Below are 12,784 nucleotides of genomic sequence, written 5' to 3' on the forward strand. Positions count from 1 at the left end.
TCAGGCCACCTCGGCCGCGCGCAGCGCCTCGATCCCGGCGACGGCGCGGCGCATGTCGGCGCGCACGCGGGCGACCTGGTCGGCGGTCAGCGGGCCGCGCGGCGGGCGGCACGGGCCGCCGTACCGGCCGACCTCCTCCATGCCCAGCTTGATGGCCTGCACGAACTCGGTGCGCGAGTCCCAGCGGAACACGGCGACGAGGTGCTTGTACAGCTCCCTGGCCTCGGTGAGGCGACCGGCGAGCATGTGCTCGTAGATCGCGACGGACTCGGCCGGGAAGGCGTTGGGGAAGCCCGCGAACCAGCCGACGGCGCCGTCGGCCATCAGCTCGAACAGCACGTCGTCGGCGCCCGCGACCACGTCGATGTCGCACAGCTCGGCGATCTCGAAGAGCCTGCGGACGTCGCCGCTGAACTCCTTGATGGCGCTCACGTTCGGCAGCTTGGCGATCTCGGCGACCAGCTCGGGCACCAGGTCGACCTTGGTGTCGATCGGGTTGTTGTAGACCATGATCGGCAGGCCGACCTCGTCGATCTTGGTGTAGTGCTCGACGACCTGCTCGGCGGTGGCCCGGTACATGGTGGGCGGCAGGGCGAGCACGCCGTGCGCGCCGTCCTCGGCGGCCAGCTCGGCCCAGTGCTTGGCCTGGTGCCACCCTGGACCGTGCACGCCCGCGACGACCACGCCCCGGTCGCCGACGGTGTCGACGGCGACCTGGACGACCTTGCGGCGCTCGGCGTCGGTGAGGGCCGAGTACTCGCCGAGGGAGCCGTTGGGGCCGACGCCGTGGCAGCCGTTGGACATCAGCCAGTCGCAGTGCTCGGCGAAGCGGTCGTAGTCGACCTCCAGACCGGCGGGCGCGGAGGGGTTCTCCTTGAACGGCAGGGCGGTGGCGACGATGACCCCGCGCAGGGAAGCCGGTGCGGAACTCATGGGACGTCCTCTCGGTTGCAGGTGCGGCCGTGCTCGGCGAGCTCGCCGAGGCGAAGCGGTGCGGCGATGGGGCGGTTGGCGGTGCGTCCGGGGTCCAGGACCCCGGTGAGCAGGTCCTCGACGGCCCGGCCGCAGGTGCGGCCCTGGCACAGGCCGAGGCCCGCTCGGGTGGTGAGCTTGAGGGAGCGCAGGCCCTTGGAGCAGGTCAGCTCGGCGGCGCTGCGCAGCGCTCCGGCGGTGACGTCCTCGCAGCGGCAGACGACGGTGTCGTCGTCGACCCAGGAGCGCCAGCCGGGGCGGACGCCGTGCGCGGCGGCGAGGCGGGTGGCGAACTCGCGGAAGACCGCGCGGCGCTTGACGTCGCGGGCGTCGGGCTCGGCCCCGGCGGCGACGGCCCCGGCGATCCGGCCCTCGGCGAGGGCGAGGTCGACGCCGCCGATGCCGGTCAGCTCGCCCGCCGTGAGGACGCCGGGGACGGTGGTGCGCTGCCGGTCGTCCACCTGGACCGAGCCGTCCTCGGTGAGCGCGCAGCCCGTGGAGATGGCGAGTTCGGTGCGGGGGACGAAGGCGTGGCTGACGCAGACCGCGTCGACCTCGATCCGGCGCTCGGTGCCGGGGACCGGCGACCAGTCCGGGGTGAGGCGGGCGACCGTGACGGCCTCGACGCGGTCGGTCCCGTGCGCGGCGACGACGGCCGAGCCGGTGCGGTAGGGGACGCGGTTGGCGGCGAGCACGCGCAGGTAGCCGACCAGCTCGGTGGCCTTGTGGCTGGCCTTGGCCAGCCGCCACGGCTTGGTGGCCCAGCCCTTGGCCAGGCGCTTCGCGTCCGCCGCCTCCACGACGCCGACGACCTGGGCGCCGACGCGGACCAGGCTGGCCACGGCGGTGAGCAGGAAGGGACCGGCGCCCGCGACCAGCACGCGGCGGCCGACCGCGACCCGCTCGCCCTTGGCGAGCGCCTGCGCGGCGCCCGCCGTGAAGACGCCGGGCAGGTCCCAGCCGGGGAACGGGAGGGTGCGCTCCTGCGCGCCGGTGGCCAGGACGAGGGCGTCCGGGTCGAAGGTGCGGGGGGTGCGGTCGCCGCCGTCGGGCGGGCCGACGAGGGCGTGCACGAGCGGTGGCCTGCCGTCGCGGCGGTCGACGGACCAGACGTGCGCGGTGGTGACGACCTCGCAGCCGGGGTCGGCCACGAGCGCGGCGCGCAGGTCGAGGAAGCGCTGCCAGCCGTGGTGCCACTTCCCCTCGTCGGGGTCGCTGCGCTGGGCGGGCAGGTGCCGCCAGTACTGGCCGCCGAGGTCGTCGCCGGACTCCAGCAGGGTCACGGTCGCGCCGCTCTCGCGGGCGGCGCGCGCGGCGGCCATCCCGGCGGGGCCGCCGCCGATCACGAGGACGTCAGGCACGGTCGTCCTCCTGGGTCTCGACGCGGTCGCCGTCGGCGGCGCGGCGCTGGCAGGCGCGCACGTCGCGCAGGTCGTTGACGGTGACGACGCAGTCGAAGCAGGTGCCGATGCCGCAGAACACGCCGCGCGGGCGGCCCGCGCGGGTGCGGCGCCAGGAGGTGCGGCCTGCGGCGAGGAGGGCGGCGGCGATGCTCTGCCCCGCCACCGCCTCGACGGGCCGGCCGTCGACCTCGATGCGGATCTTGCTCATCGGGCGGTCCCCTCCAGGTGCGGCAGCAGGGTCGGTCGGTCCAGGCGGAACTCGGCGGCCAGCTCGTCGCGCTTCCCGTGCAGCAGGTCGTCGCGCAGGATCTCGGCGGTGGCCAGGCTGAGCCCGATGCCCGCGCCCTCGTGGCCGGTGGCGTGCCACAGGCCGGGCAGGCGGTGGTCGGGGCCGATGACGGGCAGGTGGTCGGGCACGAACGGGCGGAAGCCGCCGTAGGCGCGCATGACCTGGACGTCGGCCAGGAACGGGAACAGCAGCAGCGCCTTGGCGGCGAGCGCGGAGAGCACGCGGGCCTCGATGCGCTCGTCGAAGCCGCGGCGCTCGCGGGAGGAGCCGATGAGGACGGTGCCCGCGGCGGTCGACTCGACCACGCTGGACACCTGGAGGTCGGCGGCGCCGGAGCCGACCGCGCCCACGTAGTCGGCGTCGTAGACCTTGTGCCACACGCGCTGCGGCATCCGGGAGGTGACCAGGACGGTGCCCCGGCGGGGCGCGACGGGCAGGTGCGCGCCGAGGCGCTCGGCGACCGCGCCGGACCAGGGTCCGGCGGCGAGCACGACGGCGTCGGCGGTGAGGGTCTGCCCGGTGGTCGTGGTGACGCCGACGAGCCTCGGGCCGTCCAGCACCGGTCCGGTGACCTCGACGCCCTGGCGGACCTGGGCGCCGTGGCGGCGGGCGGCGGCGAGCAGCGCCTCGGTGGCCGCGACGGGCTGGACCTGCATGTCGTCGGGGTAGTGGACGACGGCGGCGCGGTCCGGGGTGAGGTCGGGTTCGAGCTCGCGGACCCGGTCGTCGTCGACGGCCTCGGCGGTGACGCCCGCGGCGCGCTGGGCGGCGGCGAACTCGCGCAGCGCCGCGGCGCCCGCGTCGGTGGTGGCGACGACGAGGCCGCCCTTGCGCTCGAGTTCGAGGTCGGGGAAGGCGGCGGGCAGCTCGTCGCGCAGCTCGTCCTCGATGCGCAGCCAGGAGGAGAGGGAGCGCTGGGCGAGGCGCAGCTCGGGACCGGGCTCCTTGTCGGAGACCAGCAGGTTCCCCTCGCCGCCTGCGGACGTCCCGCCCGCGCTGGGCCCGCGGTCGACGACGGTCACCGCGCAGCCCTCGCGGGCCAGTGCGCGGGCGATCGCCGAGCCGACGATGCCCGCGCCCACCACGACTACTCGAAGAGGAGTGGACACGCCGGTACCATGTCACATGGCCCTTGGTTTGGGAAGAGTGCGAGTCAGCCAGGTGCGATCCGACGGGTTAGCGCGGCTGTAACATTTTACCGGGTCGGTTTCATGTCGCAGGTCACGCGCGGTTCGGGGCGACGGGATGGTGCGCGCCGGACCTCGCGACGATCCCACAACACGAACCTCCCACCGACGCCGCCGCATGACCGCCGCACGTCAAGTGGTGTACCGCCGAGCCCCGCGCTGCGCCACTCGACCGCGTCGAGGGCGCAGCGCGACGTCCGCGGACCTCTAACGACCCTCGCCCCTGTCACCGGGGTGCGATCGGTGGCGGTGCTTCCTCTCGCCTCCGCCGACCTGGGTCAGGTGGGCGATCTCCACCCAGCCGCCCCCGGTCATCTGAGGCCACCGACGCCGACCCCGTCCTGCTTGCCGATGCTGTCGCCGCCGAACTGCCGGACGACGTCGCCGTCCACGACGTCGTCGAGGTTGATGACCGCCTGAGCCGCGTCGGGGTCGCCGATCGCCTCGGCGATGACCTCGACCAGGTTGTCGATCTCGCTCTCCTGAAAGCTCCAGATGGCGCACTTGTCGACACCGGCGGTGTTGAGCACCAGCCCGTAGATCGGACTGACCTCGTGCTCCACGGAGGCGCGCCAGAGCACGAGCGCCATGGTCACCACGAACAGGATCACCCCACCGGCGGCGGAGTAGCCCCCCACCAGCAACGACAGGAACACGGCCACGACGGACCGCAAGAGCGCCTTCTTGACGGCCAGCCCCCGCAACGGCTGCGGGTCGCCCCAGCAGGAGCTGACGCTGGAGATGTTCCTCAACGGGTAGACCTGACCGCCGACCCTCAGGATCCCGCGACCGATCCTGATCTCACCACTGCTCACGACCACTCCTCTTCACGCTCTGGATCTTTTTGGCACGACAACCGCTCCCGCTCCGTGCGGCACGAACGGTGATTGACGTTCCCAATGCGGGTGATGCCTGAGACTTCTCGTCCACCCTTTCAGGAGGGTGCGAAATTCCCGAAGGAACTCCTAGCGGGTCACTCTCCCATCACCCACCGGATCACCTCGCCCCGGACAGAGCCTGAAAAAGCCCGTTGACCCGCGTCGCGACAACCGGCGTTCGACCGGAGCCCTCGAACGCCCGGTCAGCGCAGCAACCTGTCACCACCCAGTCCGAACAGCACACGAGGTGCGATCACGGAACTCGACATCAACACTTGCCCCACACCCGCAACGGAAACCGACATGCGCTTCCTCGTCGCATTGGCGGCCTTCATCCGACAGCCCCGTCGCCGATAGTGCCAGCAGCGGCGGACGAGGTGGTCAAAAAACGAAGCCCGACCGGCGACGCGGGGGCAAAAATCACCTGCCAGGGTGGTTATTCACAGGAAATAGATGCACAAAGTGCGGACAGCTCATCACCTGAGCGTATTTATAGCTCGGCTATCGAAGCGACAAAGCCCACGAACCACACCCGAAAATCGGATTGAGACTACTCAAAGTTTAATTTTCGCAACCCTGCGTGACCGCACGCCCGAGGGGCGTCACCCCGGGGCGCCCCCAGGTCTTTCGTATGACCTACCCCAGGTTTATCGTATGACCCGCGGCAGTCACCCGGCTGCCCCGCTCCCGCTCGTCGGCGAAAGGGATCACCGTGCCGGACCTGGCCAGCGTCATCGACCACACCCTCCTCAAGCCCGAGGCCACCCGCGCCGACGTCGCCCGGTTCGTCCAGGAGGGCGTCGAGCTGGGCGCGTACTCCGTGTGCGTCTCGCCGAACATGCTCCCCCTCGACCTGCCCGAGGGCGCGTCGATCAAGGTCGCCGCCGTCTGCGGCTTCCCCTCCGGCAAGCACGCCTCCGCGATCAAGGCCCTGGAGGCCTCCCGCGCCGTCGCGCAGGGCGCCGACGAGATCGACATGGTCATCGACGTCGGCGCCGCGGTCGAGGGCCGCTTCGCCGACGTGGAGGCCGACGTCCGCGCCGTCCGCGAGGCCGTGCCCGGCGCGGTCCTGAAGGTCATCATCGAGTCCGCCGCGCTCACCGACGAGCAGATCGTCGCCGTCTGCGAGGCCGCCGTGCGCGCGGAGGCCGACTTCGTCAAGACCTCCACCGGCTTCCACCCCACCGGCGGCGCCACCGCGCACGCCGTCGCGCTGATGGCCAGGACCGTCGGCCCGAACGTGGGCGTCAAGGCCTCCGGCGGCATCCGCACCGCCGAGGCCGCGCGCGAGATGATCGCCGCGGGCGCCACCCGCCTGGGCGTCTCGGGCACCCGCGCGCTCGTCGAGGGCGCGGACACGAACCCGTCCGGTTACTGACCGGACCGCCAGGCGCGGCGGCTCGAACCCCCGATCGCGCCGCCTGCGCCGCGCTGTGGCGCGGGACCGCGGACCGGTACCCCTGCGGTCCCGCGCCACAGCACCCCCACGCCCCCTCTCCCCCACCCCGCCAGGAAGGCGCCCCATGGCTGAAGCGAAGCGCCCCTGGCGCGCGGTCACCGGCAGCGACGTGGCGCGCCTGGCGGACGTCTCGCAGTCCGTGGTGTCGCTGGTGTTCTCCGGCAAGGCGGGCACCCGCGTGTCCGAGCGCACCGCCGAGCGCGTCCGCGAGGCCGCGGCCCGGCTCGGGTACGTGCCCAACACCGCCGCCGCCCGCCTGAAGACCGGCCGCGTGCCGATCATCGGCCTGGCCGTGCGCGACGTCAGCCAGCCCTTCTTCGCCTCCCTGTTCCAGCACGCCGAGCGCAGGGCCCGCGAGCGCGACCACTCGGTCATCCTGATCACCCGCGACGACGGCGAGACGTCCTGGACCGACCGCCTCGCCGACCTCATCCGCGCGGGCCACCTCGGCGGCGCGATCGCTTACGGCCCGACGGGAGCGGAAGCCGCCGCGCTCGCCGCCACAGGCCTGCCCGTCGTGGCCTGCGAGCTGTACGGCGACGAGCTGCCCACCGTCGGCTTCGACTTCACCCCCGGCATGACCGAGGCCGCCCGCCTGCTCCGCGCCGCCGGGCACACCCAGGTCGCCTGCCTGAACACCCGCAACGCGCACCCCACCTACCTCGACCGCCGCACCGCGTTCGCGGACGCGTTCTCCGCGCTGGGCGGGCGGGTCACCGCCGTGGCCGAGACGTCCGCGACCGACTTCGACGCCGCCTGCTCCGCCGCCACCGGCCTGCTGGACGGCGCGCGCCGGTTCACCGCCGTGGTGTGCGACGACGACCTGCTCGCCCCCGCCGTGTTCCGCGCCGCGCGCGCGAAGGGCTGGCGGGTGCCGGAGGACCTCTCGGTCGTCGGGGTCGGCGACCTGGACCTCGCCCGGATGCTGGGCCCCGCGCTCACCACCGTGCGACTGCCCGCCGCGGACCTCGCGACGGCCGCCGTGGCCACCGCGCTCGGCGTGATCGACAACCAGCGGACCGCCGGAACCCGGCTGGTCACGGCGCTGGTCACCCGTGACACGGTGGCCGCCGCCGCTACGGGCGGGCACTGACCCCGGTCCCGCCGAGAGGAGCACCACCTTGCCGAAGGTCGAACCCTTCGACGCCGTCGACGTGCTGCGCGCCAAGCGCAACGGGCAGCGGCTGTCCACCGAGCAGATCGGCTGGATCGTCGACGCGTACGCGCGCGGTCGGGTCGCGGACGAGCAGATGTCCGCGCTGCTGATGGCGATCTGGCTCAACGGCATGAGCCGCGAGGAGACCCGCGACCTGACGCTGGCCATCGTCGCCTCGGGCGAGCGGATGTCCTTCGCGGACCTGGGGAAGCCCACCACCGACAAGCACTCCACCGGCGGGGTCGGCGACAAGATCACGCTGCCGCTGACGCCGCTGGTCGCGTCGTTCGGCGTGGCGGTGCCGCAGCTGTCCGGGCGCGGGCTCGGCCACACCGGCGGCACGCTGGACAAGCTGGAGTCGATCCCCGGTTGGCGCGCCGATCTGTCCACAGAGGACATCGTCGCGCAGCTGCGCGACGTCGGGGGCGTGGTGGCGGCGGCCGGGTCCGGCCTGGCGCCCGCCGACAAGAAGCTGTACGCGCTGCGGGACACCACGGCGACCGTCGACGCGATCCCGCTGATGGCGTCCTCGATCATGTCGAAGAAGATCGCCGAGGGCACGGGCGCGCTGGTGCTGGACGTGAAGTTCGGCTCGGGCGCGTTCCTGACCGACCTCGCGGACGCGCGCGAGCTGGCCAGGACCATGGTGGAGCTGGGCGAGGACGCGGGCGTGGCGACGAGCGCGCTGCTGACCAACATGAACGTGCCGCTGGGGCGGGCGATCGGCAACGCGAACGAGGTCGCCGAGTCGGTGGCGGTGCTGGAGGGCGGCGGCCCGGCGGACGTGCGGGAGCTGACCCTGGCGCTGGCGCGGGAGATGCTGGCGCTGGCGGGCAGGCCGGACGAGGACGTGGCCGCCGCGCTGGACGACGGCCGCGCGCTGGCGACGTGGCGGCGGATGGTGCGCGCGCAGGGCGGCGACCCGGACGCGGCCCTGCCGACCGCGCGCGAGCACGAGGTGGTGCGGGCCGACCGCGACGGCGTCCTCGTTGAGCAGCGAGCACTCCCGTTCGGCATCGCGGCCTGGCGGTTGGGCGCGGGCCGGGCGCGCAAGGAGGACCCGGTGCAGCACGCGGCGGGCGTCGAGCTGCACGTGAAGCCGGGCGAGGCGGTCAGGGCGGGGCAGCCGCTGTTCACGCTGAGCGCGGACGAGGCGGCGCGCATCCCGCGCGCGCTGGAGTCCCTGGCGGGCGCGTGGCGGATCGGCGACGCGGGCGACGAGGTGCAGGGCGGCGGTCCGCTGATCGCCGAGCGGGTCGGCCGCTGACGCCGCGGGGCGCTCCTCCACGCGGAGGGGCGTCCCGCTGCCCGCAGGGGCAGAACTCCTGCCCGAAAGATCCTCCTCCCCCACCGCGCGCCTCCTCCGGGGTGACGATCACGGTGACGTCACCGACTCGACGGGGAGGACACGTGACCGAGGACTTCCAAGCGGGACAAGGGTTACCGGCCGACAGCGGCAGGCCCGGCAGCCGGTACCTGATCAAGGGCGGCGCGGTGCTGTCGCTGGACCCGGAGGTCGGCGACCTCGAACGCGCCGACGTGCTGGTCGACGGCGCGCGCATCGCCGCCGTGGGGCCCGACCTGCACGTCCCGGACGCGGCCGTGCTGGACGCGCGCGGCCGGATCGTCCTGCCGGGCTTCGTGGACACGCACCACCACCAGTTCGAGACGGCGCTGCGCGGCGCGCTCCCGGACGCGCTGCTGTTCGACGACGGCTCCGGCTCGCCGTCCGCGAACCCGAACTACGGCGACTTCGTGCTCGGCCGGATGGCCCCGCTCTACCGGCCGGAGGACGTGCGGCTGAGCACGCTGTTCGCCGGTCTGGCGCAGCTGGACGCGGGCGTGACGACGGTGCTGGACATCTCCCAGATCCACCACACCCCCGAGCACACCGACGCGGCCGTGACCGCGCTGCGCGAGGCCGGGAGGCGCGCGGTGCTGTCGTACGCGGGCGGTGACGGGCGGCCGGGGTCGACGTACCCGGAGGACGCGCGGGCCGTGCTGGAGCGGTGGTTCGCCTCGGACGGGCTGGTCACCATGGCCATGGGCGGCGAGATGTACCTGGACTACGAGGCGCTGTACTCGCGGGCCTGGGAGCTGGGCCGGGAGCTGGGGCTGCGGATCGTCGCGCACGCCGTGTCGGGCGCGGGCACGAACCCGGTGCTGGACCGGTTGGCGCGCGGCGAGGGCGGGGTCGGCGGGAATCTGGGGCTGGGCCCGGACAACCTGTTCATCCACATGACCGGCGTCGGCGACGAGACGTGGCGGCGGGTGCGCGACGCGGGCGCGCGGGTGTCGATCGCGTTCCCGATCGAGATGGCCATGCGGCACGGCACCCCGCCGATCCTGACGATGCAGGCGCTGGGCATGGAGCCCTCGCTCAGCTCGGACGTCGAGACGACGATGCCCGCCGACCCGTTCACGCTGATGCGCTCGGCCTTGACCATGCAGCGGATGGTGGTGAACGAGCGGGTGCTGGCGCGCGGCGACGGCCACCCGCCGAACCACTGGCCGCCGCCCGCCGAGGACGACCCGCCGCTGCTGACCGCGCGCGACGTGCTGCGCTTCGCGACCCTCAACGGCGCCAGGGACCTCGGTCTGGACCACCGGACCGGGTCGCTCACGCCGGGCAAGGACGCGGACGTGGTGCTGCTGGACGCGACGGCGCTGAACGTGGCCCCGCTCAACAGCGCTCCGGGGGCGGTGGTGGCGCTGATGGACCGCTCGAACGTGGAGACGGTGATCGTCGCGGGCCGGGTGCGCAAGTGGCGGGGGCGGTTGCTGGACGTGGACGTGGACCGGTTGCGGCACGAGCTGGAGGACTCGCGCGACCACCTGTTCCGCGCGGCCGGCCTGCGGCGCGACCTGTTCGGCCGGGTCTGACCGGACCGCCCCGGCGGTTCTCGCCGCGTGACGGGAACCGCCGGGGCGCACCGGTTTCAGCCCTAGTCCCCGCTCACCCCCTGCTGCAGGCGAGGCTGGGCCAGCTCCAGTTCCCGTTGTGCTGCACGGTGAATCCGAACGAGTTCCCGCTGCCGTTGGGCCGCGCGGTCATCACGTTGCCGCTGGAGTCCCAGGTGGCGCTGGTGTTCCAGGTCGCGATGATCCGCTGCGGGGAGCTGACGGTGACCGTGACGACCCAGTCGTCGGCGCCCGAGACCGCGACCTGCCCGTTGAAGCGGTCGTTCCACTTCTGCCCCTCCGAGTAGGTCGCGGTGCAGCCGCCACCGCCGGGGTCGGGGTTCGTGGTGGTCGTGGTCGGACCGGTGGTGGTGGTCGGCTGCTGCCCGCCGCCCTCGTTCAGCACGGCCAGCACGGAGTTGTAGGCGGCCTTCTTGTTGCCGCTGCCGTCGAACAGCAGCGGGGTGCCGGAGGCGCGCCAGGAGTCGGTGTCGCGGATGCCCCAGACGGTGATGCCGGTGCAGCGGGCGACGGAGAGGCAGGCCTGCGTGACGCCCTGGTACTGCTGGGCCTGGCCGGAGCCGGAGCCCTCGATGTCCAGCTCGGTGATCTGCACGTCCACGCCCAGGGCCGCGAAGTTGCCCAACGTGGTGTGGTAGTTGGAGGGCACCGGGTTGCCGCTGTTGAAGTGCGCCTGGAAGCCGACGCAGTCGATGGGGACGCCGCGCGACTTGAAGTCCTGCACCATCCGGTAGACGCCCTGGGTCTTGGCGTGCGACCAGTTGTCGGTGTTGTAGTCGTTGTAGCAGAGCTTGGCGCCGGGGTCGGCGGCGCGCGCGGCGCGGAACGCGGCCTCGATCCAGTCGTTGCCGGTGCGCTGGAGGTTGGAGTCGCGGCGGCCACCGGAGTTGCCGTCGGCGAAGGCCTCGTTGACGACGTCCCAGGCGTAGATCTTGCCCCGGTAGTAGGTGGCGACCTGGGTGACGTGGTTGAGCATGGCCTGCCGCAGCGAGGAGCCCTCCATGCGCTGCATCCAGCCGGGCTGCTGGGAGTGCCAGGCGAGCGCGTGCCCGCGGATTCGCTTGCCCTGCCCTCGGGCCTGGTTGACGATGCGGTCGGCGTTGCCGTAGGAGAACTGGCCCTGGTTGGGCTCGGTGGCGTCCATCTTCATCTCGTTCTCGGCCGTCACCATGTCGAACTCGCGGTTCAGGATGCCGGTGTAGGTCGAGTCGGAGAGCTTGTTGGCGGCCACGGCGGTCCCGAAGTACCGCCCCTTCTGCTGCGCGGCGGCGGCGAGCGTCGAGGCGGCGCCACTGGCGGGCGTCGCCACGAGCACGACCGCGGCGGCGGTGAGCACGGCGAGCGCGGAGGCGAGTGCGGCTCGGGAGACTGACTTCGCTGTCAGCGTCATGTCCGGCGCTTTCTGGGAGAACCCGCGCGGTGGCGGGCGAGCGGAAACCGGTTCGAAAGTTTCGCGGTAGATCCCGATCGTTATCAGCGCCTGACGCTAAGCGGCACGGGGCCGGGCGTCAAGGACGGGGCCGCAGCAGCGCACCCGAGATGGCGGGAGCGAACCTGGGCCTCAGCACTGCCAGCGCACCCCGACCACCGCGTTCTCCAGCGCGGGGAAGTACTTCCAGATCGCCCCGTTCCGGCAGTCGATCCGCTCCTCGTGCACCGGGTTCCCGCGACCGAGCTCCTCCCAGACGCACCACCACGCCTGCCCCGGAAACCGGTCGGCGAACTCGACGGCGATGTCCACGTTCTCGGACCGCCCGTACGCGGCCCTGCGCACCTCGGTGAACGACTCGCTCCCCGCAGAGTAGGTCGCCTCGTACTCCAGGGCGGTCGTCTCGGCGGCGCGGAGCGGGCGTTCGAGGATGATCTCGGTGGCGTGCAGCCCGTCGCCGTACTCGTGCTGCGGCCCGACGAAACCACCGTGCCGCACGGTGACCTCCGCAACCTCGCGCTCGTGCCCGAAGGTGTAAGACCCGACCCCGTCCCCGACGGCCCGGAGGGCTTGCCGGACGTTCCGGGAAACGGGAACGCCCCCCGTGCCGATCCGGTACCGCTCGGACACCGAGATCGTGCGGTGGCGCTGCGGAACCGCCAGCCGAGGCCTTTCCCGGATCGTGTTCACGATCCCGACGGAGAACCCGCCCCCGGCGAACGTGTCCCACAGCAGGTCCTGGTCGCGCTCGGCGATGTCGAACGCCCGGATGAACAGGGCGAGGGTCTTCCCGGTGAGCCGCTCGCGCCGCACCATGCGACGCACCGGGTCCTTCATCACCCGGTGCGCGTCCCACCGCTCCTCGCTGATCTCGCCGTCCTCAACCCGCTGCTTGGCGAGGACCTTGGCGATCGCGGTCTGGTCGAGCCCTCCGCCACCCCGCCCGGACTTCCTCGCCCACCTCCTGCGGTAGTCGTCGCGCTCCAGCAGCGTGCAGAGCAACGCGCAGGTGCTCACGACGTTCCAGTTCCCCACGAGCGTCCCCCTCCGGTCTCCACGGTGACGACACGGGCCATACCTGTGCCCGAC

Annotated in this window: 11 protein-coding genes; 4 read left to right on the forward strand and 7 right to left on the reverse strand. The window is 72.9% G+C overall.

Annotated elements, in window-relative coordinates; translation table 11 throughout:
- The 5 genes from AMIR_RS23485 to AMIR_RS23505 form a co-directional block, all read right to left on the reverse strand.
- Complete coding sequence (locus AMIR_RS23485; RefSeq protein ID WP_015803440.1) at nt 1-933, reverse strand: dihydrodipicolinate synthase family protein; 933 nt, start codon at nt 931-933, stop codon at nt 1-3.
- On the reverse strand, nt 930-2,333 hold the full coding sequence (locus AMIR_RS23490) for an NAD(P)/FAD-dependent oxidoreductase (RefSeq protein WP_015803441.1): 1,404 nt from the start codon (nt 2,331-2,333) through the stop codon (nt 930-932). The genes AMIR_RS23485 and AMIR_RS23490 overlap by 4 nt, the downstream gene beginning before the upstream one ends.
- A complete protein-coding gene (locus tag AMIR_RS23495) occupies nt 2,326-2,583 on the reverse strand; it encodes a (2Fe-2S)-binding protein (protein ID WP_015803442.1) in 258 nt (85 codons plus the stop codon). Before AMIR_RS23495 ends, AMIR_RS23490 begins: the two co-directional genes overlap by 8 nt.
- Nucleotides 2,580-3,773, reverse strand: coding sequence for an NAD(P)/FAD-dependent oxidoreductase (locus AMIR_RS23500; protein ID WP_041836973.1), 1,194 nt, complete (start codon nt 3,771-3,773; stop codon nt 2,580-2,582). Before AMIR_RS23500 ends, AMIR_RS23495 begins: the two co-directional genes overlap by 4 nt.
- A gap of 389 nt (nt 3,774-4,162) precedes the next feature.
- The gene (locus AMIR_RS23505) at nt 4,163-4,666 is read right to left on the reverse strand and encodes a DUF6232 family protein (RefSeq protein WP_015803444.1); all 504 of its coding nucleotides are present in this window, start codon (nt 4,664-4,666) and stop codon (nt 4,163-4,165) included.
- Between the two features lie 775 nt (nt 4,667-5,441).
- Between AMIR_RS23505 and deoC the strand changes: the two genes are divergently transcribed.
- The 4 genes from deoC (at nt 5,442) to AMIR_RS23525 (ending at nt 10,227) form a co-directional block, all read left to right on the forward strand.
- Nucleotides 5,442-6,107 (forward strand): deoxyribose-phosphate aldolase, encoded by a 666-nt coding sequence (gene deoC, locus AMIR_RS23510; protein WP_015803445.1) that lies wholly within the window; start codon nt 5,442-5,444, stop codon nt 6,105-6,107.
- Nucleotides 6,108-6,252: 145 nt separating this feature from the next.
- Nucleotides 6,253-7,281 (forward strand): LacI family DNA-binding transcriptional regulator, encoded by a 1,029-nt coding sequence (locus AMIR_RS23515; RefSeq protein WP_015803446.1) that lies wholly within the window; start codon nt 6,253-6,255, stop codon nt 7,279-7,281.
- A gap of 28 nt (nt 7,282-7,309) precedes the next feature.
- A complete protein-coding gene (locus AMIR_RS23520; RefSeq protein ID WP_015803447.1) occupies nt 7,310-8,611 on the forward strand; it encodes a thymidine phosphorylase in 1,302 nt (433 codons plus the stop codon).
- Nucleotides 8,612-8,754: 143 nt separating this feature from the next.
- A complete protein-coding gene (locus AMIR_RS23525) occupies nt 8,755-10,227 on the forward strand; it encodes an amidohydrolase family protein (RefSeq protein WP_015803448.1) in 1,473 nt (490 codons plus the stop codon).
- 73 nt (nt 10,228-10,300) lie between these two features.
- On the opposite strand, the gene AMIR_RS23530 is transcribed toward AMIR_RS23525, so the two are convergent.
- Together AMIR_RS23530 and AMIR_RS23535 are read right to left on the reverse strand one after the other, a co-directional pair.
- Nucleotides 10,301-11,656, reverse strand: a complete 1,356-nt coding sequence (locus tag AMIR_RS23530; RefSeq protein ID WP_015803449.1) for a glycoside hydrolase family 10 protein — start codon at nt 11,654-11,656, stop codon at nt 10,301-10,303.
- A gap of 171 nt (nt 11,657-11,827) precedes the next feature.
- The gene (locus tag AMIR_RS23535; protein ID WP_015803450.1) at nt 11,828-12,730 is read right to left on the reverse strand and encodes a hypothetical protein; all 903 of its coding nucleotides are present in this window, start codon (nt 12,728-12,730) and stop codon (nt 11,828-11,830) included.
- Nucleotides 12,731-12,784 lie beyond the last annotated feature (54 nt).

Origin of the sequence: Actinosynnema mirum DSM 43827, from assembly GCF_000023245.1 — a bacterium.
Classification (GTDB): domain Bacteria; phylum Actinomycetota; class Actinomycetes; order Mycobacteriales; family Pseudonocardiaceae; genus Actinosynnema; species Actinosynnema mirum.

Excerpts from the sequence above, each read along its gene's own strand:
- AMIR_RS23495 (WP_015803442.1), bottom strand. The coding sequence starts at position 2,583 with ATGAGCAAGATCCGCATCGAGGTCGACGGCCGGCCCGTCGAGGCGGTG.
- AMIR_RS23485 (WP_015803440.1), bottom strand. The coding sequence starts at position 933 with ATGAGTTCCGCACCGGCTTCCCTGCGCGGGGTCATCGTCGCCACCGCC.
- AMIR_RS23530 (WP_015803449.1), bottom strand. The coding sequence starts at position 11,656 with ATGACGCTGACAGCGAAGTCAGTCTCCCGAGCCGCACTCGCCTCCGCG.
- AMIR_RS23515 (WP_015803446.1), top strand. The coding sequence starts at position 6,253 with ATGGCTGAAGCGAAGCGCCCCTGGCGCGCGGTCACCGGCAGCGACGTG.